This is a genomic window from Streptococcus mitis (assembly GCF_946188685.1).
Taxonomy (GTDB): domain Bacteria; phylum Bacillota; class Bacilli; order Lactobacillales; family Streptococcaceae; genus Streptococcus; species Streptococcus mitis_CC.
This window is the reverse complement of the sequence record NZ_CAMHWH010000001.1, coordinates 170,020-192,646: the sequence shown is the minus strand read 5'-3', so window position 1 is coordinate 192,646 and position 22,627 is coordinate 170,020. Positions and strand designations below refer to the sequence as shown.

Annotated in this window: 21 protein-coding genes and 1 riboswitch; of the genes, 16 read left to right on the top strand and 5 right to left on the bottom strand. The window is 41.9% G+C overall.

Translation table 11 applies throughout. From position 1 onward, the window contains the following. Window positions 1–31: 31 nt before the first annotated feature. Window positions 32–490 carry a DUF3021 domain-containing protein gene (locus N8N51_RS00935; RefSeq protein WP_238095549.1) on the bottom strand — a complete coding sequence of 153 codons (459 nt, stop codon included), beginning with the start codon at window positions 488–490 and terminating at the stop codon, window positions 32–34. Next, window positions 487–927, bottom strand: coding sequence for a LytTR family DNA-binding domain-containing protein (locus N8N51_RS00930; RefSeq protein ID WP_261103370.1), 441 nt, complete (start codon window positions 925–927; stop codon window positions 487–489). The genes N8N51_RS00935 and N8N51_RS00930 overlap by 4 nt, the downstream gene beginning before the upstream one ends. A gap of 206 nt (window positions 928–1,133) precedes the next feature. Between N8N51_RS00930 and mutL the strand changes: the two genes are divergently transcribed. Genes mutL through N8N51_RS00910 form a run of 4 tightly spaced genes read left to right on the top strand, consistent with a single transcriptional unit; the run spans window position 1,134 to window position 4,936 of the window. Next, window positions 1,134–3,083, top strand: a complete 1,950-nt coding sequence (gene mutL, locus N8N51_RS00925; RefSeq protein ID WP_261103367.1) for a DNA mismatch repair endonuclease MutL — start codon at window positions 1,134–1,136, stop codon at window positions 3,081–3,083. 15 nt (window positions 3,084–3,098) lie between these two features. Continuing rightward, window positions 3,099–3,692, top strand: a complete 594-nt coding sequence (gene ruvA / locus N8N51_RS00920) for a Holliday junction branch migration protein RuvA (protein WP_125454351.1) — start codon at window positions 3,099–3,101, stop codon at window positions 3,690–3,692. A 9-nt stretch (window positions 3,693–3,701) separates the two neighbouring features. Further along, complete coding sequence (locus tag N8N51_RS00915; protein ID WP_125454352.1) at window positions 3,702–4,265, top strand: DNA-3-methyladenine glycosylase I; 564 nt, start codon at window positions 3,702–3,704, stop codon at window positions 4,263–4,265. After that, entirely contained in the window at window positions 4,262–4,936 is a 675-nt protein-coding gene (locus N8N51_RS00910) for a CPBP family intramembrane glutamic endopeptidase (protein WP_125454353.1), read from the top strand. The genes N8N51_RS00915 and N8N51_RS00910 overlap by 4 nt, the downstream gene beginning before the upstream one ends. A 49-nt stretch (window positions 4,937–4,985) precedes the next feature. On the opposite strand, the gene N8N51_RS00905 is transcribed toward N8N51_RS00910, so the two are convergent. The 3 genes from N8N51_RS00905 to N8N51_RS00895 all read right to left on the bottom strand — a co-directional run bounded on the left by N8N51_RS00905 (window position 4,986) and on the right by N8N51_RS00895 (window position 7,791). After that, window positions 4,986–6,017, bottom strand: a complete 1,032-nt coding sequence (locus N8N51_RS00905) for a S66 family peptidase (RefSeq protein ID WP_125454354.1) — start codon at window positions 6,015–6,017, stop codon at window positions 4,986–4,988. Window positions 6,018–6,157: 140 nt separating this feature from the next. Then, on the bottom strand, window positions 6,158–6,835 hold the full coding sequence (locus tag N8N51_RS00900; RefSeq protein WP_125454355.1) for a DUF1129 domain-containing protein: 678 nt from the start codon (window positions 6,833–6,835) through the stop codon (window positions 6,158–6,160). Window positions 6,836–6,846: 11 nt separating this feature from the next. Continuing rightward, window positions 6,847–7,791 (bottom strand): magnesium transporter CorA family protein, encoded by a 945-nt coding sequence (locus N8N51_RS00895; RefSeq protein WP_000815623.1) that lies wholly within the window; start codon window positions 7,789–7,791, stop codon window positions 6,847–6,849. Between the two features lie 131 nt (window positions 7,792–7,922). Here N8N51_RS00895 and uvrA point away from each other — a divergent pair, with 131 nt between their 5' ends. The 12 genes from uvrA to N8N51_RS00835 all read left to right on the top strand — a co-directional run bounded on the left by uvrA (window position 7,923) and on the right by N8N51_RS00835 (window position 22,618). Further along, window positions 7,923–10,754: an excinuclease ABC subunit UvrA gene (gene uvrA, locus N8N51_RS00890; protein WP_261077936.1), complete on the top strand. Its 2,832-nt coding sequence runs from the start codon at window positions 7,923–7,925 to the stop codon at window positions 10,752–10,754. Continuing rightward, window positions 10,747–11,808, top strand: coding sequence for a M24 family metallopeptidase (locus tag N8N51_RS00885; RefSeq protein WP_049543967.1), 1,062 nt, complete (start codon window positions 10,747–10,749; stop codon window positions 11,806–11,808). The genes uvrA and N8N51_RS00885 overlap by 8 nt, the downstream gene beginning before the upstream one ends. Window positions 11,809–11,865: 57 nt before the next feature. Continuing rightward, window positions 11,866–12,016: riboswitch (M-box (ykoK) riboswitch) on the top strand. A gap of 194 nt (window positions 12,017–12,210) precedes the next feature. Next, window positions 12,211–14,871 (top strand): magnesium-translocating P-type ATPase, encoded by a 2,661-nt coding sequence (gene mgtA / locus N8N51_RS00880; RefSeq protein WP_261103365.1) that lies wholly within the window; start codon window positions 12,211–12,213, stop codon window positions 14,869–14,871. Window positions 14,872–15,006: 135 nt separating this feature from the next. After that, a complete protein-coding gene (gene spx, locus N8N51_RS00875; RefSeq protein WP_000591165.1) occupies window positions 15,007–15,405 on the top strand; it encodes a transcriptional regulator Spx in 399 nt (132 codons plus the stop codon). Between the two features lie 60 nt (window positions 15,406–15,465). Continuing rightward, a complete protein-coding gene (locus tag N8N51_RS00870) occupies window positions 15,466–16,035 on the top strand; it encodes an SP0191 family lipoprotein (protein WP_000725132.1) in 570 nt (189 codons plus the stop codon). 86 nt (window positions 16,036–16,121) lie between these two features. After that, window positions 16,122–16,388: an IreB family regulatory phosphoprotein gene (locus N8N51_RS00865; RefSeq protein ID WP_000507059.1), complete on the top strand. Its 267-nt coding sequence runs from the start codon at window positions 16,122–16,124 to the stop codon at window positions 16,386–16,388. Window positions 16,389–16,391: 3 nt separating this feature from the next. Then, complete coding sequence (gene ruvX, locus N8N51_RS00860; protein ID WP_173876640.1) at window positions 16,392–16,811, top strand: Holliday junction resolvase RuvX; 420 nt, start codon at window positions 16,392–16,394, stop codon at window positions 16,809–16,811. A gap of 15 nt (window positions 16,812–16,826) precedes the next feature. Continuing rightward, window positions 16,827–17,132 carry a DUF1292 domain-containing protein gene (locus N8N51_RS00855; RefSeq protein WP_054368305.1) on the top strand — a complete coding sequence of 102 codons (306 nt, stop codon included), beginning with the start codon at window positions 16,827–16,829 and terminating at the stop codon, window positions 17,130–17,132. Between the two features lie 207 nt (window positions 17,133–17,339). After that, a complete protein-coding gene (locus N8N51_RS00850; RefSeq protein ID WP_261057056.1) occupies window positions 17,340–18,590 on the top strand; it encodes a folylpolyglutamate synthase/dihydrofolate synthase family protein in 1,251 nt (416 codons plus the stop codon). 86 nt (window positions 18,591–18,676) lie between these two features. Next, entirely contained in the window at window positions 18,677–19,141 is a 465-nt protein-coding gene (locus N8N51_RS00845) for an SP_0198 family lipoprotein (protein ID WP_049502624.1), read from the top strand. 139 nt (window positions 19,142–19,280) lie between these two features. Next, window positions 19,281–20,813: a cardiolipin synthase gene (gene cls, locus N8N51_RS00840; RefSeq protein ID WP_000877348.1), complete on the top strand. Its 1,533-nt coding sequence runs from the start codon at window positions 19,281–19,283 to the stop codon at window positions 20,811–20,813. Window positions 20,814–21,067: 254 nt separating this feature from the next. Then, on the top strand, window positions 21,068–22,618 hold the full coding sequence (locus N8N51_RS00835) for a damage-inducible protein CinA (protein ID WP_261049868.1): 1,551 nt from the start codon (window positions 21,068–21,070) through the stop codon (window positions 22,616–22,618). Window positions 22,619–22,627 lie beyond the last annotated feature (9 nt).

Genomic DNA, 22,627 nt, shown 5'->3' with positions numbered 1-22,627 from the left:
TTTATTATTCCAAGTGGTTTTATCAGCACTCTTACTTTTTATGCTTCAAGAGTTGATTGATATGGTCTACTTTTTTTGATGCTCTTTTATAGGAAATAGTCCAAATGATGAGGTAGACAATCGCAAACTCGATAATGAGTTGGAGGTAGAAAATCCAGTGGAAGGGGAACCAACCTGCTAGGGTTGCTAATGGGATAAATCCTACTAGCATAAGGAAGAAATGAGTCAGAGTTGCACGGAGCAAGCTCCAGTCACGGCTGAATAATCGCTTGCCAAAGTTGAAGAGAATACCGATGGCTGCCCAGATCAGTGTGCAGTAGAGCAAGACCAGGGCACCGTGAATCTGATGTTGGGTCATCACTTGGCCGATGAGAGACTCGGGACTCAGTGGAGCGTAGGTATTTGGTGCATAAATGAGTGAAAAGATGATAGAGAGGATGAGGCCGATGAGGACACCAGTAGCTGCGTCGTGGAAGATTTGTTTTTTCATAGTTCTAATTTCTCCTTGATGGTTTTTAGGTAACGGCGTGAAGAGTAGGTGAAGCTTTCGTTTTTCAAGAAAATTTCTACTAGGCCGTTGGGGGTGAGCTTGAGATGAGAGATGGAATCGATATTGATGATTTCTGATTGGGAAATTTGGATAAAATTGCTTGGCAAGAGTTCAAGTACCTGATAGAGTCGCAAATCAATGCTGTAGGTCTGGCTAGCCGTTTCTGCTAGAACCTTCCGATTCTCGATATAGAAGCGCTGAACCTTGCCAATCTCAACGAGATAGACCTGATTATTGATTTTCCCTTTGATTTTTTCTGTTCGGTCCAGATTTTCTGCGAACTCGATGACTTTCTGGACTTTATCTGTCGGCTGAGGTGCTTGGACAATCAGCTTTTCCTCCTTGTAAGTTTCACTAATCTGTAGTTCTACTTTCATAAATTTCTCTCCTTGTTTTTCATACAAAGTTGTGATCACTTCTTGTACACCTTTATTAAACACTATTTTTCAGCCCCTTGCAAGGGGCTTTGTCTATGTGGAGGGATTCGGCTTCTATATGGCGCCTGCTTTTCTGTCCTTTCTGAAATATGGTATAATAGCACTAATCAATTTCTAGGAAAATAGATACGGAAAGGGGCTGAAAGATGTCTCATATTATTGAATTACCAGAGATTCTAGCAAACCAGATCGCGGCTGGGGAGGTTATCGAGCGTCCAGCTAGCGTTGTTAAGGAGCTAGTGGAAAACGCCATTGATGCTGGCTCTAGTCAGATTACCATTGAGATTGAGGAAGCAGGTCTCAAGAAGATTCAAATCACAGATAATGGCCATGGAATTTCCCACAATGAAGTAGAATTAGCCCTGCGTCGTCATGCGACCAGTAAGATAAAAAATCAAGCAGACCTCTTTCGGATTCGGACGCTTGGTTTTCGTGGTGAAGCTCTGCCTTCTATCGCATCTGTCAGCGTTTTAACTCTTTTGACAGCAGTTGAGGGTGCAAGTCACGGAACCAAGCTAGTCGCGCGTGGGGGAGAAGTTGAAGAAGTCATCCCAGCGACTAGTCCTGTGGGAACCAAGGTTTGTGTGGAGGACCTCTTTTTCAACACGCCTGCCCGCCTCAAGTATATGAAGAGCCAGCAAGCGGAGCTGTCTCATATCATTGATATTGTCAACCGTCTAGGCTTGGCCCATCCTGAGATTTCCTTCAGTTTGGTTAGTGATGGCAAGGAGATGACGCGGACAGCAGGGACTGGACAACTGCGCCAAGCAATCGCAGGGGTTTACGGTTTGGCGAGTGCCAAGAAGATGATTGAAATTGAGAATTCTGACCTAGATTTCGAAATTTCAGGTTTTGTGTCCTTGCCTGAGTTAACTCGGGCCAATCGCAATTATATCAGTCTCTTCATCAATGGCCGTTATATCAAGAACTTTTTACTCAATCGTGCTATTCTTGACGGTTATGGCAGTAAGCTCATGGTGGGGCGTTTTCCACTGGCTGTCATTCACATCCATATCGATCCTTATCTAGCGGATGTCAATGTGCATCCGACTAAGCAAGAGGTGCGGATTTCCAAGGAAAAAGAACTGATGACCCTGGTCTCAGAAGCTATTTCCAACAGTCTCAAGGAGCAAACTTTGATACCAGATGCCTTGGAAAATCTTGCCAAGTCGACCGTCCGCAATCGTGAGAAGGTGGAGCAAACCATTCTACCACTCAAAGAAAATACGCTCTACTATGAGAAAACAGAGCCGACTAGACCTAGTCAAGCTGAGGTGGCTGATTATCAGGTAGAATTAACTGAGGAAAGGCAAGACTTGACCTTGTTTGCCAAGGAAACCTTGGATCAATTGACCAAGCCAGCAAAACTGCATTTTGCAGAGAGAAAGCCAGCTAACTACGATCAATTAGACCATCCAGAGTTAGATCTTGCTAGCCTTGATAAGGCCTATGATAAGCTGGAGCGAGAAGAATCATCCAGCTTTCCAGAGTTGGAGTTTTTCGGGCAAATGCACGGGACTTATCTCTTTGCCCAAGGGCGAGATGGGCTCTATATCATAGACCAGCACGCGGCGCAGGAACGGGTCAAGTACGAGGAGTATCGTGAGAGCATTGGCAATGTTGACCAGAGCCAGCAGCAACTCCTAGTGCCCTATATCTTTGAATTTCCAGCAGATGATGCTCTGCGTCTCAAGGAAAGAATGGCACTTTTGGAGGAAGTGGGCGTCTTTCTAGCAGAGTACGGGGAAAATCAATTTATCCTACGTGAACATCCTATTTGGATGGCAGAAGAAGAGATTGAATCAGGCATCTATGAGATGTGCGACATGCTCCTTTTGACCAAGGAAGTTTCTATCAAGAAATACCGAGCAGAGCTGGCTATTATGATGTCCTGCAAGCGGTCTATCAAGGCCAACCATCGTATCGATGATCATTCAGCTAGACAGCTCCTTTATCAGCTCTCTCGATGTGATAATCCCTACAACTGTCCCCACGGACGTCCTGTTTTGGTGCATTTTACCAAGTCGGATATGGAAAAGATGTTCCGACGTATTCAGGAAAATCACACCAGTCTCCGTGAGTTGGGGAAATATTAAACTAAAAGGAAAATTATGTACGAATATTTAAAAGGAATCATTACCAAAATCACTGCTAAATACATTGTTCTTGAAACCAACGGTATCGGTTATATCCTGCATGTGGCCAACCCCTATGCTTATTCAGGTAAGGTGAACCAAGAAGCTCAAATCTATGTGCACCAAGTAGTGCGTGAGGACGCCCATCTGCTTTATGGATTTCGCTCAGAAGATGAGAAAAAGCTCTTTCTCAGTCTGATTTCGGTCTCTGGGATTGGTCCTGTATCAGCTCTTGCTATTATCGCTGCCGATGACAATGCTGGCTTGGTTCAAGCAATTGAAACTAAGAACATCACCTACTTGACCAAATTCCCTAAAATTGGCAAGAAAACAGCCCAGCAGATGGTGCTGGACTTGGAAGGCAAGGTAGTAGTTGCAGGAGATGACCTTCCTGCTAAGGTAGCAGTGCAAGCTAGCGCTGAAAACCAAGAATTGGAAGAAGCCATGGAAGCCATGTTGGCTCTGGGCTACAAGGCAACAGAGCTCAAGAAAATCAAGAAATTCTTTGAAGGAACGACAGATACAGCTGAGAACTATATCAAGTCTGCCCTCAAAATGTTGGTCAAATAGGAGCAGAGCATGACAAAACGTTGTTCGTGGGTCAAGATGACCAATCCGCTCTACATCGCCTATCATGATGAGGAGTGGGGCCAACCCCTCCATGATGACCAAGCATTGTTTGAGTTGTTGTGTATGGAAACCTATCAGGCAGGCCTGTCTTGGGAAACGGTACTAAACAAACGCCAGGCTTTCCGAGAAGCATTTCATGGCTATCAAATTCAAGCAGTCGCAGAGATGTCCGATACCGAATTGGAAGCCTTGCTGGATAATCCAGCTATCATCCGAAATAGAGCCAAGATTTTTGCTACACGCGCTAATGCCCAAGTCTTTCTACGACTACAGGCAGAGTACGGCTCTTTTGATGCCTATCTTTGGTCTTTTGTTGAGGGGAAAACTGTTGTTAATGATGTTCCCGATTATCGCCAAGCCCCAGCTAAAACACTCTTGTCTGAGAAATTAGCCAAAGATCTCAAAAAACGTGGTTTCAAGTTCACAGGCCCAGTCGCCGTATTGTCATTTTTACAAGCTGCAGGTCTGGTTGATGACCATGAGAATGATTGTGAATGGAAGGGTCTTAAATGATGTCTAACAAATATAAGAGAGTCCTTGTTTTTGGGATTCTCTATACAGTTCTTTTTGTGTTTGATGGCGTTAAATTGCTGGCTTCTTTAATGCCATCTGCCATTGCAAATTATCTAGTTTATGTAGTTTTAGCTCTATATGGCTCCTTCTTGTTCAAGGATAGATTAATCAAACAATGGAATGAGATTAGAAAAACTAAAAGAAAGTTCTTCTTTGGCATCTTAACAGGATGGCTCTTTCTCATTCTGATGACTGTTTTCTTTGGCTTTATATCAGGAATGTTGAGGCAGTTTGTAGGACTAGATGGACAAGGTCTAAATCAGTCTAATATTCAAAGTACCTTTCAAGAACAACCATTACTGATAGCTGTTTTCGCTTGTGTCATCGGACCATTTGTGGAAGAACTCTTTTTCCGTCAGGTTTTATTGCATTACTTGCAGAAACGGTTGCCAGATTTACTAAGCATTATTCTGGTAGGACTTGTTTTTGCTCTGACTCATATGCATAGTTTGGCTCTATCAGAGTGGATTGGTGCAGTTGGTTACTTAGGTGGAGGCCTTGCCTTTTCTATTATTTATGTGAAAGAAAAGGAGAATATCTACTATCCCCTACTTGTTCACATGTTAGGCAACAGCCTTTCCTTGATCATTTTAGTTATCAGTAGTATGTGACGTTTTAGTAGTTATACAAGAGAAAAAAGCTGAGAAACTTTTCCCAGCTTTATTTGTTATAGTCAAAGCGAATGACTTGTTCCTGTGCATCTACATGAGCATGGACCCCAAAGGGTACAATTGCTCTTGGAGTTGCGTGGCCGACATTCAGATTATAGACAATCGGGGTATTGCTGTCAATGATATTCAATAGTGCCTCTTTATAGTCGTCATAGAAAGTTTCATCCATAGGTTTTCCGACCAAGAGTCCATTGATGACCTCGAATATGCCAGTGTCCTTTAAAGTCCGCAACATCTTTTTGAAGTCTTCTGGTTCAGGCTTTTCTTCGCTTGTCTCTAGCAAGAGGATCTTTCCTTCCCAGTCTGACAAGTCAGGGAAAAGTTTGTATTTTTGGCAGAGCTCCGTGCTATCTGCGTATCGAGAGTTGTCAAAGATATCGTAGAGGGATTCGAGGCAACCACCGAGGATTTTTCCCTCGAACCGGGCATTTCCTTGCAACAGCTCAAAACCAGTATTTGCATGACTGATACGAGGTGTTCCCAGAGCCTTGGGACTAAAATCAGTTCGTTCCTCATACCAAACATTGCTAGGGCGGATTTCTGAGATTCTTCCCGTCTCAATCAATTCTTTAAAGTAGTGAAGGCTATAGGCTAGCATTTCTTTGTCTAATTCACAAATGTCTGCTAAGAAGGATTGACCATAAAAAGTCTTGATTCCTAGTTTATGCAACATGAGGTGGTTCATGGTTGTATCCGAGAAGCCAAGAAATATTTTTTGGTTGATAACCTTTTGTAGTTGGTCATTTTCAAAAAGATAAGGTAGTAAGCGATAGGTATCGTCTCCACCGATGGCGCATAGGATTATGTCGATGCTATCATCAGAAAAGGCCTGCATCAAATCCTCTGCACGAGCTTCAGGATGGTCCTTGATAAAGTCTAATCCTTTTTGCGAATGGAGCAAAAAGATAGGATTGAGTCCCAAGTCCTTGAGACGTTGGACACCCAAGTCAACTTCGTGTTTGATAAAGTCCTCTCCGATAATGCCACTAGATAAACTAACAATACCAATAGTAGAAATCATATTTTATCCTCCTAGAAATAGATTGAGCCTATTTTATCACAAAAGATTAGATAGAGCTATGTGGGATGTCAGAAGAATACTTTAAAATCAAAAAAGTAAGTGAAAAAGCAACCGCATCTGCAGTTGCTTTTATCGTTCTCTTAATAGCGTGTTGGTCCTGCACTTGCGCTGCGGATGTTCAAGCGTTTCTTGAGATAAAAGCGAAGGGCTAGGAGGGATGCTCCGATAATAGCTAGTGGTAATGGAGCAAGTACTGGGTTAAGGTTAGCTGGTAGGAAGCTTGTTGCAAAGAAGACAAGCAACCAAAGAAACATAGAAGCTAGGATAACGAGGACTGATTTCCAGAAAGGTGGGCGTTGACTGCGATCCATATCTGGTCCATAGTATTGGTAAACAAAGTAGTACATCAAGTAGAAGGCAAATCCCCCAACCAGTCCAACTAAGAGGAGGGTAATCAATCCATAGCCGAAAGCTTGATCTGCTGAGAAGAAGGTTGTGAGGGCGCTGACAAGGGCAAAGAGGCTAGTGATGAAAAGGGCTGAATCCATAATCATGAGTTTTGGATCATCATTTTCTTTTGGATGCTCTTTTTCGTACTGCTCTTTGACAGTGAAGCTATGAGCCCAGTGAGTTGGTGCGCCATAGAGGGAACGAGCAGTCGTACCCTTGGCTTGCTCCTCAAGGATTTGGGGAATAACTTCCTCAAAAATAGCCTTGATTTCAGCATCTGTTTTTCCATCTTTGATGAATTGTTGGGTAGCGATGTGGACAAACTCTTGGTTTTTATTAGTTAATTTTTGTAGATCAATCTGAGACATAGGAACTCCTCTTAGAACCATTTTTTATGGATGAGATAGAGAGTGAGCGAGACACTCATAGCAAAGGCGATAAAGACGATTAGCCAGAAAGCATTTGGCTCGCCGTTTAGGGGGATTTCATTATCCTTAAAGTTCATCCCGTAGGCAGAAAAGACCATGGTTGGGATGGACATGACGATGGTCACAAGGGCCAAGGTTTTCATGATGTTGTTCTGGTTGTTGGAAATGATAGAGGCGAAGGTCTCTGTCATAGAATGCAAGACGTTTCCATAAATGTCTGCCATCTCGATAGCCTGTTGGGTTTCAATCAGGGTATCTTCAAGCAGGTCTTCGTCCTCAAGGTATTTCTTGATATTGCTAGTTGAGCTGGTCAATTTCTTAATCACACGCTCATTTGTTTTGAGGGAGGCCTTGAAATAGACGATGGTTTTTTCCAATTCCATGAGCTCAATCAATTCTTCATTACGAGTTGATTGATGCAGTTGACTTTCGATTTGTTCACTCTTACGGTCAATCGAACGAAGGGCTGTTAGGTAAAGCTCTGCATTGCGATAGAGAATCTGGAAGATAAAACGCGAACGCATGAAGGTATAGAAATTACGCAATCGACGGTTGATAAAGACATCGAGGACTGGTAATGGTTCCAAACACGTAGTGATAATGGTTTCCTCTGTGATGATAATACCAAGCGGGATGGTTACGTAGTAGGTGCGATTATTTCTTTCTTCTGTGACTGGCACGTCAACGATAATCAGGGTATACTCGTCTTCAATCGTAATACGAGACATTTCTTCCGCATCAAGCGGTGCTCGGAGGTCGGCAATATCAATATCGAAGGCGTTAGCGATTTCGAGTGATTCATTTTGAGTCGGATTGACGAGATTGATCCAAGTACCCGGTTCAAGCGTATCGATCTCTTTAAATTCAGTTGTTGTAGAGAGAAAAACTTGTTTCATATCCCTTATCCTTTCTCATTTTTCAGATTTTTTCACACCGTACTATTATACTACAAAATCGGCCTTTTGGGTAATAGAATCTCACTTTTTTTGGTATAATGGTAAGCAATAATGGACTAGAAAGAACAAAGATGCAAGATAAAATTGTCATTCATGGGGCGCGTGCCCATAATTTAAAAAATATTGATGTGGAGATTCCACGAGACAAGTTGGTTGTCGTGACCGGCTTGTCAGGTTCAGGGAAATCCAGTCTGGCCTTTGACACCCTTTATGCAGAGGGACAACGCCGCTATGTGGAGAGTTTGTCAGCCTATGCTCGTCAGTTTTTGGGAAATATGGAGAAGCCTGATGTAGATGCCATTGATGGCCTCAGCCCAGCTATTTCCATCGACCAGAAAACGACTAGCAAAAACCCTCGCTCGACGGTGGGAACAACGACTGAAATCAATGACTATCTGCGTCTCCTTTATGCGCGTGTGGGGACGCCTTACTGTATCAACGGGCATGGGGCTATCAAGGCTTCTTCTGTAGAGCAAATCGTAGATAAGGTCTTGGAATTGCCAGAACGCCAACGTCTGCAAATTTTAGCTCCTGTCATACGTAAGAAAAAAGGGCAACACAAGAGTGTCATTGAAAAGATTCAGAAAGATGGTTATGTCCGCGTCCGTGTGGATGGGGAGGTCTATGATGTGACCGAAGTGCCAGAATTGTCAAAGAGCAAGCAACACAATATTGATGTCGTGGTTGACCGTATTGTTATCAAGGAGGGCATTCGTAGTCGTCTCTTTGATTCCATTGAGGCTGCCCTTCGTATCGCAGAAGGCTATGTCATTATCGACACCATGGACGACTCTGAGTTGCTCTTCTCTGAGCATTATGCCTGTCCAGTTTGTGGCTTTACTGTTCCAGAGTTAGAGCCACGTCTCTTCTCATTCAATGCTCCTTTTGGTTCTTGTAGTGAGTGTGATGGCTTGGGCATCAAGCTGGAAGTGGATACTGATTTGGTAGTGCCAGATGCCAGCAAAACCTTGCGTGAGGGAGCCTTGGCTCCTTGGAATCCTATTTCATCCAACTACTATCCAAACATGCTAGAGCAGGCTATGACAGCCTTTGGAGTGGATATGGATAATCCTTTTGAAGATTTGTCAGAAGAAGATAAGAACTTGATTCTCTATGGATCTGATGGTAAGGAATTCCATTTCCACTATGAGAATGAATTTGGTGGCGTGCGCGATATCGATATTCCTTTTGAGGGAGTTGTTAATAATATCAAACGTCGTTACCATGAAACCAATAGTGACTACACCCGCACCCAGATGCGCCTTTACATGAATGAGCTGACCTGCGGAACCTGTCATGGTTACCGTCTTAATGATCAGGCCTTGTCTGTCCGTGTGGGTGGTCAGCAAGGACCACATATCGGAGAAATTTCAGACCTGTCTATCGCAGATCACTTGGAGTTGGTGAGTCAGTTGACTCTATCTGAAAATGAAGCTATTATTGCTCGTCCCATTCTCAAGGAAATCAAGGATCGTTTGACCTTCCTTAATAACGTGGGTCTTAACTATCTGACTCTGTCACGTTCGGCAGGAACCCTTTCAGGTGGGGAAAGTCAGCGTATTCGTTTGGCAACCCAGATTGGTTCTAACCTATCAGGTGTCCTTTATATTCTAGACGAGCCGTCAATCGGTCTTCACCAGAGGGATAATGATCGTCTGATTGCCAGTCTCAAAAAGATGCGTGATTTGGGCAATACTCTCATAGTAGTGGAACATGACGAAGATACCATGCGTGAGGCTGATTATCTGATTGACGTTGGTCCTGGTGCGGGTGTTTTTGGTGGGGAGATTGTTGCTGCAGGTACACCCAAACAGGTGGCTCGCAACAGCAAGTCTATCACAGGCCAGTACTTGTCAGGCAAACGTGCCATTCCAGTGCCAACAGAGCGCCGTACAGGAAATGGTCGTTTTATCGAAGTGACAGGAGCGCGAGAGAACAACCTGCAAAATGTCACAGCTCGCTTCCCACTAGGAAAATTCATCGCAGTGACAGGGGTGTCGGGCTCAGGGAAATCGACCCTCATCAACAGCATTCTCAAAAAAGCTATTGCCCAGAAGCTCAACCGTAATTCAGACAAACCTGGTAAATTCAAGACCATAACAGGGATTGAGCATGTAGACCGCTTGATTGATATTGACCAGAGTCCTATTGGACGAACGCCAAGGTCTAACCCTGCTACCTATACAGGAGTTTTTGACGATATACGTGACCTATTTGCCCAGACAAACGAAGCCAAGATTCGAGGCTACAAGAAGGGTCGTTTCAGTTTCAATGTCAAGGGTGGTCGTTGTGAAGCCTGCTCAGGTGACGGGATTATCAAGATTGAGATGCACTTCTTGCCAGATGTTTATGTGGCTTGTGAAGTCTGCCATGGAACCCGCTACAACAGTGAGACCCTAGAAGTTCATTACAAGGAAAAAAATATCTCGCAGGTCTTGGATATGACCGTCAACGATGCGGTAGAATTCTTCCAACATATTCCGAAAATTCAACGTAAACTTCAGACCATCAAGGATGTGGGACTGGGATATGTGACGCTAGGGCAACCAGCTACCACCCTTTCTGGAGGAGAAGCCCAGCGTATGAAGCTGGCTAGTGAACTCCACAAACGCTCGACAGGCAAGTCATTCTATATTCTGGATGAGCCAACGACAGGGTTGCATACTGAGGACATTGCTCGCTTACTTAAAGTCTTGGCTCGCTTTGTAGACGATGGCAATACAGTCCTTGTTATCGAGCACAATCTGGATGTTATCAAGACGGCAGACCATATTATTGACTTGGGACCTGAAGGTGGTGTCGGTGGTGGAACCATCATCGCAACAGGAACTCCAGAAGAAGTAGCGGCCAACGAAGCTAGCTACACAGGACACTATTTGAAAGGAAAATTAAAACATGAATAAACGTGTACAAGCATTTCTAGCTAAAATGCAAGAAAAAGAACTAGATGGCATTATCATCAACAACCTTAAAAACGTCTATTATTTGACTGGTTTTTGGGGCTCAAACGGAACAGTCTTCATCAGCCGTGACCGTCAGGTCTTGGTGACAGACTCTCGCTATATCATTGCAGCTAAGCAAGAAACCAGTGGGTTTGAGATTGTGGCTGATCGTGATGAATTGGCTGTCATTGCAGGCATTGTTAAGGATATGGGCTTGTCTCGAATCGGTTTTGAGGATGAGATTTCAGTATCTTATTACCACCGTATGCAGGTAGCCTTTGAAGGAATTGACTTGCTTCCACAAACTCAGTTTGTTGAAGGTCTTCGAATGATTAAGGATGAGGCAGAGATTGCAGCGATTCGCAAGGCTTGTTCTATCTCAGACCAAGCTTTCCGCGATGCGCTTGACTTTATTAAGCCAGGAAAAACTGAAATTGAAATTGCCAACTTCCTTGACTTCCGTATGCGTGAGTTGGGAGCATCTGGCTTATCTTTTGACACTATTCTAGCTAGTGGTATCAACTCTTCCAAACCTCATGCTCATCCTATGCACAAACCAGTGGAACTAGGAGAAGCCGTTACTATGGACTTCGGTTGCCTTTATGACCACTATGTCAGTGATATGACCCGGACTATCTACTTGGGACACGTCAGTGATGAGCAGGCAGAGATTTACAATACGGTTCTCAAAGCCAACCAAGCCTTGATTGACCAAGCTAAGGCTGGCTTAGGTTTCCGTGACTTTGACAAAATTCCTCGTGATATTATCATTGAAGCAGGCTATGGCGACTACTTTACCCACGGTATCGGACACGGTATTGGGCTGGATATTCATGAAGAGCCTTACTTTAGCCAAACTTCTACAGAAACTATTAAGGCAGGTATGGCCTTGACCGATGAACCAGGTATCTACATCGAAGGCAAATATGGCGTTCGTATTGAGGATGATATCCTGATTACAGAGACAGGTTGTGAATTGTTGACCCTAGCTCCAAAAGAGTTGATAGTTATCTAAGAATTAAACAACTCAGATGATTGACTTTTAAATTTTAAAGGTTTATACTGAAAGACGAAAACGGTAGGTGAGGCTACCATAGGGATACGGATGACTACCGCAAAGCAGTGGAGACACTACTCGTTGGTCAACAGTCCTGGTCGCGAAGGCCAAGACTAAGCTCATTACATTGCCCTATGGAGTTAAAGCTTGAACGAAAAACAGATAATTAGTTTTTTAATCCTGCCATTTTATGGTGGGATTTTCTACTGTTTAAATCAAAGAAAGGAGATAGACGATGCAAATTGACGATCACCCGGAACCGCACATACACAGCCAATCGCTGATTTGTGTCGTTCTACCCTTATAAAGTGATTGGTCTCTGTGTATGAAACACATCATTCATACAGATAGGAGAAACCAATGAAAACTACAAAAGAAAGATTAGCAACAGCTATTCATACATCTTTAAACGAAACTCTATCTTTTTATAAGACAAGTCTAACAGGCTTGACTGAGGAGCAGGTGGAGAAAAATCGTGACCTATATGGCGAAAATACCATCACAAAGGGTCAAGAAGACAGTATCCTCAAAAAGATTTACGAATCCATTATCAATCCTTTTACCATCATCTTGCTGGTCATCGCCATGATTTCCTTGGTGACCAATGTCTGGTTGGCAAAACCAGGTCAAGAAGATCCGACAACTTCCATTATCATCGTTGTCCTAGTCCTCATTTCTGGTGGCATACGCTTTGTCCAAGAACTCCGTAGTGATAAGGCTGCGACCAATCTATCAAAAATGATTGTCAACACAGCGACTGTCATTCGTCAAGGAGAAATCCAAGAAGTACCTATCGATGATTTGGTAGTAGGTGACGTGGTTAAATTAAGCGCTGGAGACATGATTCCAGCAGATCTTCTTTTATTTGAGTCGCGCGATTTCTTTGTACAACAGTCGGGCTTGACAGGTGAAAGTGAATCGGTTGAAAAATTGGCCTTGACCAAGGCAACAGTTCAACAATCTGATAGTCTGCTGGAAGCAGAAGCGCTCGCCTTTATGGGAACCAATGTCTTGTCTGGTAGTGCTAAGGCCGTGGTTTTGGCGGTTGGTGATGATACCATGATGGGGGCCATTGAGCAGACTTTGAACACCTATGACGAGCCTACTTCGTTTGAGCGAGAAATGAATAGTATTTCGTGGCTCTTGATTCGTTTGATGCTGGTCATGGTGCCCATCGTTTTCTTGTCCAATGGTTTAACAGATGGCGACTGGTTGGAAGCTGGCGTATTTGCTTTGAGTGTTGGTGTTGGGCTTACACCTGAGATGCTTCCTATGATTATCACGGCCAGTCTAGCAAAAGGCTCCATCATTATGGCCAAGGAAAAAGTGGTTATCAAGAAACTCAATGCCATACAGGACTTAGGGGCGATTGATATCTTGTGTACGGATAAAACCGGAACCCTCACTCAAGACGAAATTGTTCTTGAATATCCTTTGGATATACATGGAGATTTGGATTTGACCGTCTTGAGACGAGCTTATCTCAATTCTTATTTTCAAACGGGCTTGAAAAATTTGATGGACAGAGCCATCATCAAACGGACTGAAAAGGAAGCAAAAGAACACACCCTCTTGCAAAATCTGGCTCAAACTTTTCAAAAAATAGATGAGCTTCCCTTTGATTTTGAACGTAGACGGATGAGTGTTATCGTTAAGGATGAACACGAAGTTGTTAGTTTGGTAACCAAGGGTGCCCTAGAGGAAATGTTGACGATTTCCAGTCATGCGGAATACCAAGGAGTGATTACTCCCTTGACAGATGTTATTAGAGAAGAAATTTTAGCAGAAGTCAGACAACTAAATCAACAAGGTTTGCGTGTCTTGGGAGTAGCCTATAAGTCAGGTTTGAGGGAAGGACATGCCTATACAGTTGATGATGAAGGGGATATGATTCTAACTGGTTATTTAGCCTTCCTAGATCCTCCTAAACCATCTGCAGCACCAGCAATTAAGGCTCTGTTAGAACATGGGGTTCAAACAAAGATTTTGACGGGAGACAACGAGAAAGTTACCCAATCAGTCTGTGAAAAGGTTGGTTTGGATATCAATCAGATGCTGTTAGGATCTGAAATTGATCAGATGAGTAATCAAGAATTGGCTCAAGCCGTGGAGGAGGTAACAGTCTTTGCCAAACTTTCTCCTGACCAAAAAGCAAGGATTATTTTGCAATTTAAGGCTAATGGTCATGCTGTAGGCTATATGGGGGATGGAATCAATGATGCTCCTTCTATGAAAGTTGCAGATGTGGGGATTTCTGTTGATACAGCAGTAGATATTGCCAAAGAAACAGCTGATGTTATCCTACTTGATAAGGATCTCATGGTGCTGGAAAAAGGACTTGTTGAAGGGCGTAAGGTCTATGCCAATATGACTAAATATATCAAAATGACAGTGAGTTCTAATTTTGGAAATATCTTATCCCTATTGGTCTCTGGAATCTTTTTACCATTTTTACCAATGGCACCAGTCCATTTGATTATCCTAAATCTAGTCTATGATTTGTCTTGTATTGCCTTGCCTTTTGACAAGGTGGATAAAGATTTTTTGAGAAATCCGCATACCTGGGAAGCCAAGTCCATCACACGTTTCATGATTTGGATGGGACCTATCTCTTCTGCCTTTGATATTTTGACCTTTATTTTGCTTTATTTTATCATTGTACCCATGACAACAGGTCAAGCTTATGTTCATGGGGCAGAGTCTGCCGTAGGATTTATTGTCTTGTTTCAGACAGGTTGGTTTATCGAGTCCATGTGGTCACAGACCATGGTTATCCATATGCTGCGTTCAGCCAAAATTCCCTTTTTACAAAGTCGTCCAGCTTGGCTAGTCCTTGTGACAACCTTATTGGCTGCAGCCTTTGTGACCTTCCTTCCCTACAGTCCACTCGCAATCCTACTTCATCTAACTCCATTAAAACCGATTTATTTCATCTTTTTGCTTTTCATCATTATTTTGTATATGATTAGCGTGACAATTGTGAAAAAAATCTATATCAAGAAATATCAAGAATGGCTGTAAATTTCATTTTGTCAAGAAAAAAGTACGAAAATGACGAAAAAAGTTAAAAAAATTTTAAAATAGGTCGCAAGTCGGATGTTTTTTATGGTATAATAGACTAAACTGATAGTAACATGTAGCGAAAGGGGTAGGTACATGATTAAAATTTATACAGTCTCAAGTTGTACTAGCTGTAAAAAAGCAAAAACCTGGCTCAATGCCCACCAGTTAAGTTATAAAGAACAAAACCTTGGTAAAGAAGGAATTACGAGAGAAGAATTACTGGATATTCTAACCAAAACAGATAACGGAATAGCCAGCATCGTTTCATCTAAAAATCGCTATGCCAAAGCCCTTGGAGTGGATATTGAAGATTTGAGCGTCAATGAAGTCCTCAATCTGATTATGGAAACGCCGAGAATTTTAAAGAGCCCAATCCTTGTAGATGAAAAACGCCTGCAAGTTGGCTATAAGGAAGACGATATTCGTGCCTTCCTACCACGCTCTGTCCGTAATGTAGAAAATGCAGAAGCACGTTTGCGTGCAGCTCTATAAACATCAAGGCTGGGAGCAACTCCCAGTCTTATTTTAATTTCAAAAAGAAAGAAGAAAGAAATGAAGAAAATAGTTCTTGTTAGTCTAGCTTTCCTTTTTGTCCTGGTTGGTTGCGGACAGAAAAAAGAAACTGGACCAGCTACAAAAACAGAAAAGGATACGCTTCAGTCGGCATTGCCAGTTATTGAAAATGCTGAGAAGAATACAGTTGTAACCAAGACTTTGGTTTTGCCAAAGTCAGATGATGGCAGCCAGCAAACCCAAACCATTACTTATAAAGACAAGACTTTTTTGAACCTAACCATTCAACAAAAACGTCCAGTCTCAGATGAGTTGAAGACTTATATCGACCAACATGGAGTGGAAGAAACTCAAAAAGCTCTTCTCGAGGCAGAGGAGAAAGATGAGTCTATCATAGAAGCTCGCAAATTAGCAGGATTTAAGCTTGAAACTAAACTATTGAGTGCAACTGAACTTCAAACAACGACTAGTTTTGATTTTCAAGTTTTGGATGTCAAGAAGGCTTCTCAGTTAGAATATTTGAAGAACATTGGTTTAGAAAATCTCTTGAAGAATGAACCAAGCAAATATATTTCAGACAGATTGGCAAATGGCGCGACAGAACAATAGAAAATCCAAATAAATAGACTGCTTGAATTGTAGAACGTAAGGAATTATGCTATAATGGTACTATTCTAAGGAAAGAGGGTGTTAGAATGGGATTTACTGAAGAAACAGTACGTTTTAAATTGGACGATTCCAATAAAAAAGAAATTAGCGAAACTCTGACTGATGTTTATGCTTCGTTGAACGATAAGGGCTACAACCCGATTAACCAAATCGTAGGTTACGTATTGAGTGGAGACCCTGCCTACGTTCCTCGTTATAATAATGCACGAAATCAAATCCGTAAGTATGAGCGCGATGAAATCGTTGAGGAATTGGTCCGCTACTACCTAAAAGGACAAGGAGTCGATCTATAACCTATGAGAATTATGGGATTGGACGTCGGTTCAAAAACGGTAGGGGTGGCCATTAGCGATCCGCTCGGTTTTACAGCTCAAGGACTTGAAATCATCCAAATCAATGAGGAACAAGGCCAATTTGGTTTTGACCGCGTTAAAGAGTTGGTTGATACTTACAAGGTGGAACGATTTGTAGTGGGCTTGCCTAAAAATATGAATAATACAAGCGGACCGCGCGTGGAAGCTAGTCAAGCCTACGGAGCAAAGTTAGAAGAGCTTTTTGGTTTACCAGTAGACTATCAAGATGAACGCTTGACAACAGTTGCCGCAGAGCGCATGTTGATCGAGCAAGCAGATATTAGCCGTAACAAGCGCAAGAAAGTCATTGATAAGTTAGCAGCTCAGCTGATTTTACAAAGCTATTTAGATAGAAAATTTTAATATAAAGGAGAGGCTATGTCACACGATCATAACCACGACCACGAAGAACGTGAACTAATCACACTAGTAGATGATCAAGGAAATGAAACCTTGTTTGAAATCCTTTTGACCATTGACGGAAAAGAAGAATTTGGTAAAAACTATGTTCTTCTAGTACCAGTTAACGCAGAAGAAGACGAAGACGGACAAGTTGAAATTCAAGCTTACTCATTCATTGAAAACGAAGATGGAACAGAAGGCGAATTGCAACCAATCCCAGAAGACTCAGAAGACGAATGGAATATGATTGAAGAAGTCTTTAACAGCTTTATGGAGGAGTAAAAACATCCAGTGGATGTTTTTACCCCAGATCTTTGAAATAAAAAAGAGCTGGTAAGTCCGGGGGCGTTTTTAGCCCAAGTTAATATTCATAGTAGCTAGTTATTAGCTAACCAGGTTAGAGGTCGGGACGAAAATCCTGGTCTCGTTTTTGTTAGTTATGAGACTTTATTGAGGCAGTTGATTGAACCTGTAATTAAGGAGATGTATATGTTTGAAGTAGAAGAATGGCTCCATAGTCGAATTGGTTTGAATTTTCGATCAGGTTTGAGCCGAATGCAACAAGCGGTGGATTTGTTGGGGAATCCCGAGAAGTCTTATCCTATTATCCATGTAACCGGGACTAATGGAAAAGGATCTACCATTGCTTTCATGAGGGAGTTATTTATGGGGCATGGTAAAAAAGTTGCGACTTTTACATCCCCTCATATCGTCTCTATCAATGATCGAATCTGCATTAATGGACAACCTATAGCTGATGCAGACTTCATCCGTTTGGTTAATCAGGTCAAGGAGATGGAGAAAACGCTTCTGCAAACCCATGATCAGTTGTCTTTTTTTGAATTGCTGACCTTGATTGCTTTTCTTTATTTTAGAGAGCAAGAGGTGGATTTGGTTTTATTAGAAGTGGGAATTGGCGGCTTACTAGACACGACCAATGTGGTAACTGGAGAGATTGCTGTCATCACCTCCATCGGACTTGACCATCAGGAGACTCTGGGTGACAATATAGCAGCAATTGCAGAGCAGAAAGCTGGTATTTTTAAGGCTGGTAAAAAGGCAGTGATTGCTAAGTTGCCTTCAGAAGCTAGGCTTGTTTGTCAGAAAAAAGCAGAATCTTTAGCTGTTGACCTTTATCAGGCAGGTCAGGATTTTTCAATGCTGAATGGGGATTTTTCAAGCTCTTTGGCTAACCTTTCACAGTTGAAAATAGGCTTGGAAGGAGCTTATCAGCAGGAAAATGCGGCCTTGGCGCTACAAACGTTTCTTCTCTTTATGAGAGAAGGAAAGGAAGCTGTTGATGAACAGGTTGTAAGACAGGCTTTGGAGAAGACCCATTGGGCTGGGCGTTTGGAGCGTATTCGTCCTCAAATTTACTTGGACGGTGCTCATAACCTCCCTGCCTTGACTCGCTTGGTTGAATTTACTAAAGAAAAAGAGCAGGAAGGATATCGTCCTCAAATCCTATTTGGAGCCTTGAAAAGGAAGGATTATCAAGGGATGTTGGCTTATCTGACTGAAAAATTGCCTCAGGTGGAACTCAAGGTGACCGGCTTTGACTATCAAGGTTCTTTGGATGAAACAGATGTAACAGGTTACGATGTAATTCCTTCTTACCGAGAATTTATTAGCGATTTTGAAGCAAGAGCAGATGCCCAGGATTTGTTGTTCGTTACAGGGTCTCTCTATTTTATCTCAGAAGTACGGGGCTACTTGCTGGCCCATGAGCAGATAAATTGACCTCCTTTTTTGAACTTGTTATACTAGGAAAACTACTAGTTAGAAGGAAAAACTTCTGTAAATTGGTAGCAGAAAGGAAATTCATCATGAAATTAAAAAGATTCACACTTTCTCTTGCTTCTCTAGCAAGTCTTAGTCTCTTAGTAGCTTGTTCACAAAGAGCTCAACAAGTTCAACAACCAGTAGCTCAATCGCAAACACAACAAACTCAGCAATCACAACCTGCTGCTTCATCTTCGGCAGAAAATTCAAACCAGGCAGCGACAAGTTCTTCACAAAATACGCCTGAGGCTCAACCAACCAATATTGATGGAACTTATACTGGTCAGGACGAAGGAGACCGTATCACTTTAGTGGTAACTGGAACAACTGGTACATGGACACAGGTAGAAACTGACGGAGATCAAGAAATCAAGCAGGTTAGCTTCGATGCCGCTAATCAACGCATGATTATTGGGGATGATGTCAAGATTTATGCAATTAATGGCAATCAGATGATTATTGACGATAGGGATAGAGAAGCGTCTGATCGCATTGTTTTATCAAAATAGACTGGAAGGAGACTGGTTTTGTCAGTCTCTTTTGCTTTTACTCAGAAAAATGATTATAAATACTTGCCTTCTACCGAATAACTGAGTTATACTAGTATTAATTACCTGTTTTTAGCATTCAAACTATCAAGGAGGGGATATGAAATATAGAAAATTTCAATTATTGATGTCCAAGTATGGCTTTAGTCTTTCGATTATGCTACTTGAACTTTTTCTTGTTTTTGGTCTCTTTCTCTATTTAGGGCGTATGGCCCCTATTCTATGGGTAATTGTCTTAATTTTTATGAGTATGGCGACTATTGTCGCAATTGTCAATCGTTCAATGACACCTGATAGTAAAGTGATGTGGTTAGTGGTGACTTTTGTTCCTGTCATTGGCCCCTTGCTCTATCTGATGTTTGGTGAAAGACGATTATCCAAAAAAGAAATCAAGCAGTTGGACAAACTTGGTTCTATGCATTTTCGGGAGGATAACAGTAAAGCTCTCCGCCAGAAATTGAAGGAAGATGATAAGGCGGCTTACGGAGTTATCAAATCTTTGTTAAGTATGGATAGTAACGCCGATGTCTATGATCGAACAGACTCACAATTCTTTTCTTCGGGTGAAAGGATGTGGCAATATATGTTGGAAGACCTCAAGAAAGCTGAAAAGTTTATCTTTCTAGAGTACTATATTGTCGAAGAAGGTTTGATGTGGAATAGCATACTAGACATACTAGAGCAAAAGGCAGCTCAGGGGGTAGAGGTCAAGATGCTCTATGATGATATCGGCTGTATGGCGACTTTACCTGGAGACTATACTATTCAGCTTCGTAGTCGAGGAATTGAAGCCCATAAGTTTAACAAGGTGATTCCTCGTTTGACGGTGGCTTACAACAATCGGGACCATCGTAAAATCCTTGTCATAGATGGTCAGGTAGCTTATACAGGAGGCATTAACTTAGCCGATGAGTACATCAATCATGTAGAACGTTTTGGCTATTGGAAGGATAGTGGGATTCGCATAGATGGCCCTGGTGTCAAGGCTCTAACCCGTCTTTTTTTGATGACTTGGTACATCAATCGTGGGGAAATCAGCGATTTTGACCAGTATCACCTGGAAAATCAGCCTTGTTCTGGCCAAGGGCTCTGCATTCCTTACGGTAGTGGACCCAAGCCCATCTTCCGTACTCAAGTAGGGAAAAAAGTTTATCAAAGTTTGATTAATCAGGCTACTGATTCAGTCTATATCACAACACCCTATTTGATTATTGACTATGATTTAACTGAGAGTATTAAAAATGCAGCCATGAGGGGTGTTGATGTCCGCATCGTGACTCCTTTCATTCCGGATAAAAAATTAATCCAGCTCATAACAAGAGGAGCCTATCCGGATCTTTTGTCAGCAGGAGTCAGGATTTTTGAGTATAGTCCAGGCTTTATCCACAGTAAACAAATCCTAGTGGACAAGGACTTTGCTGCAGTTGGAACGATTAATTTAGATTATAGAAGTTTGCTTCATCACTATGAAGATGCAGTTTTGCTATATAAAACGGCATCAATCACAGAGATTCAAAAAGATTTTCAGGAGATTTTTTCAGTATCTCAAGAAATTTTCCCTCATACGATAAAAAATAGCTGGTATCAAAAATTGATTAAGGAAATTGCCCAGTTATTTGCCCCAATCTTATAAGAAATCTAGGACTTAGGACACAACCCAGTCCTATTTTTCTTGCCTTTTACGAATAGAAAGATAGAGGGGGAATGATGCTGACTCAGAAAGAATTGGATTATATCATGTCATTTAAACAGACGCATTTACACCGATTTCGGGAAATTGAAACCTTTGTGAAACTATGCAAAAAATCACTCAAACAGCCATCGCAAGCTGACAATTTTAGGTCTTTTTGATATACTAAGACAGATAAATTGAATAGGAGAAACGACATGGCTGTATATGGCAGAATCGAAGAAGTATCCGAAACGATACAGAGTAATGAAATTGAAAATAGACTGGATAGGAATCTTGAATCTCATGTGGAAAAAGAAGAACAGGTAGCTTTCCCGTTTTTCAGACTCATCATTGGAAGTACGATTGCAACGGTTTTTTCTGTGGTGATACCTTTACTTTTAGATATGGTAAGTCCTTCTCAGGCGCAGGATTTGTATATAGGGTGGGCTTGGCATCAGGGAGGACAGCTTTACAGTAGCTATTATGCTAGTCACGGTCTTCTTTATTACTTGCTACTTTATATTACCCAAGGAGGCATTCTTTTTGCCTTGGTAGAATGGCTAGCTCTCTTAGGAGGAGGTTATTTCCTCTTTTCTTCGACAGAGTATTTGACGGGACAAAGGGAACAAGCCAAACAACTCCTAACCATATTTTATATTTTGGTATCTGGTCTCGGTTTTGGAGGAGGCTATGCTACGATTTTAGCTCTGCCATTCCTGTTTGCAGGATTTTCATTCATAGCAGCTTATCTATCAACTCCTAACCATGACAAGGGATTTCTACGTCTGGGGATTTTCTTGGCCCTATCATTTTTCATAGAGCCTCTTACAAGTCTTCTCTTTACTGCAGTAGTAACGATCGGTTTATTTGTCTTTAATGTTGGGCATGGTCGCCTTGCTCATGGAGTTTATCAGTTTTTTGCAGCAGCACTTGGCTTTTCTCTCATCTTTTACCCAGTAGGATATTATGTTCTTGCTTCAGGTGGTTTTGGAGAGGCTCTAGGGAGTCTTTTATATCCGATTGATTCCCTTCAGGTCTTGAATCCTCAACTAATGGATAATGTTGTATTCTATGGTTTGTTGACCTTTGGTTTAGGAGCTCTCTTCCTTGTTTTTCTAGGATTGTTCCAATCAAAGGCATCAAGATTATATGTTATTTCAGTACCAGCTAGTTTTACTTTCTTATTTGTATTAGCCTTGTTGCTTTTTTCTCAAGAACCTCTTCACGGTTCGCGTTTGATTCTAATCCTTCCATTTTTACTCCTTCTTTTGATGACCAGTATTCGTGGGAAACATTCAGCTAGAGGAGCTCGTCGTCGGAGAAGAGAGGAAGTTCCTACTCTATGGAAAAAATTCATGAAAGGGAATCTCTACTTACCGATCCTAGTGGTGGTTTATCTGATTGCAATTCCTTTTGTAGCTCGTTTTGTCTTGCATCCAGCTTCTTATAGAGAACAACATCAAGTGGTAGATAGAGTCAAACAAGAGACGAGTGATGGTGACCAAATCTATATTTGGGATTCACATGTTCAAATGTATAAAGAAAGCCAGCGTTTGGCTGGATCCATGTTCCCATCGCCTCTTCTTTACACGAGTACAGAAGAGAATAAAACTAGTTTACTCAATGACTTGAAAGAAAACCAACCTAAGGTGATTGTGGTGAACGATAAGGTAGCAGTCTGGTCTGAAGTGGAGACACTCTTAAAAGAAAATTACCAACCAGTAAAGACTGATTACTCAGAGTTTAAAGTCTATAAAATTAAATAACTAAATCAA

Bases quoted from the DNA above. Each gene is read 5' to 3' on its own strand.
- N8N51_RS00850 (WP_261057056.1), top strand. From the start codon at position 17,340: ATGTTTGAAGTAGAAGAATGGCTCCATAGTCGAATTGGTTTGAATTTT.
- N8N51_RS00930 (WP_261103370.1), bottom strand. From the start codon at position 927: ATGAAAGTAGAACTACAGATTAGTGAAACTTACAAGGAGGAAAAGCTG.
- mgtA (WP_261103365.1), top strand. From the start codon at position 12,211: ATGAAAACTACAAAAGAAAGATTAGCAACAGCTATTCATACATCTTTA.
- mutL (WP_261103367.1), top strand. From the start codon at position 1,134: ATGTCTCATATTATTGAATTACCAGAGATTCTAGCAAACCAGATCGCG.
- N8N51_RS00905 (WP_125454354.1), bottom strand. From the start codon at position 6,017: ATGATTTCTACTATTGGTATTGTTAGTTTATCTAGTGGCATTATCGGA.
- N8N51_RS00910 (WP_125454353.1), top strand. From the start codon at position 4,262: ATGATGTCTAACAAATATAAGAGAGTCCTTGTTTTTGGGATTCTCTAT.
- ruvX (WP_173876640.1), top strand. From the start codon at position 16,392: ATGAGAATTATGGGATTGGACGTCGGTTCAAAAACGGTAGGGGTGGCC.
- N8N51_RS00895 (WP_000815623.1), bottom strand. From the start codon at position 7,791: ATGAAACAAGTTTTTCTCTCTACAACAACTGAATTTAAAGAGATCGAT.
- N8N51_RS00835 (WP_261049868.1), top strand. From the start codon at position 21,068: ATGGCTGTATATGGCAGAATCGAAGAAGTATCCGAAACGATACAGAGT.
- ruvA (WP_125454351.1), top strand. From the start codon at position 3,099: ATGTACGAATATTTAAAAGGAATCATTACCAAAATCACTGCTAAATAC.
- uvrA (WP_261077936.1), top strand. From the start codon at position 7,923: ATGCAAGATAAAATTGTCATTCATGGGGCGCGTGCCCATAATTTAAAA.
- spx (WP_000591165.1), top strand. From the start codon at position 15,007: ATGATTAAAATTTATACAGTCTCAAGTTGTACTAGCTGTAAAAAAGCA.
- N8N51_RS00935 (WP_238095549.1), bottom strand. From the start codon at position 490: ATGAAAAAACAAATCTTCCACGACGCAGCTACTGGTGTCCTCATCGGC.
- N8N51_RS00900 (WP_125454355.1), bottom strand. From the start codon at position 6,835: ATGTCTCAGATTGATCTACAAAAATTAACTAATAAAAACCAAGAGTTT.
- N8N51_RS00865 (WP_000507059.1), top strand. From the start codon at position 16,122: ATGGGATTTACTGAAGAAACAGTACGTTTTAAATTGGACGATTCCAAT.
- cls (WP_000877348.1), top strand. From the start codon at position 19,281: ATGAAATATAGAAAATTTCAATTATTGATGTCCAAGTATGGCTTTAGT.
- N8N51_RS00845 (WP_049502624.1), top strand. From the start codon at position 18,677: ATGAAATTAAAAAGATTCACACTTTCTCTTGCTTCTCTAGCAAGTCTT.
- N8N51_RS00885 (WP_049543967.1), top strand. From the start codon at position 10,747: ATGAATAAACGTGTACAAGCATTTCTAGCTAAAATGCAAGAAAAAGAA.
- N8N51_RS00855 (WP_054368305.1), top strand. From the start codon at position 16,827: ATGTCACACGATCATAACCACGACCACGAAGAACGTGAACTAATCACA.
- N8N51_RS00870 (WP_000725132.1), top strand. From the start codon at position 15,466: ATGAAGAAAATAGTTCTTGTTAGTCTAGCTTTCCTTTTTGTCCTGGTT.
- N8N51_RS00915 (WP_125454352.1), top strand. From the start codon at position 3,702: ATGACAAAACGTTGTTCGTGGGTCAAGATGACCAATCCGCTCTACATC.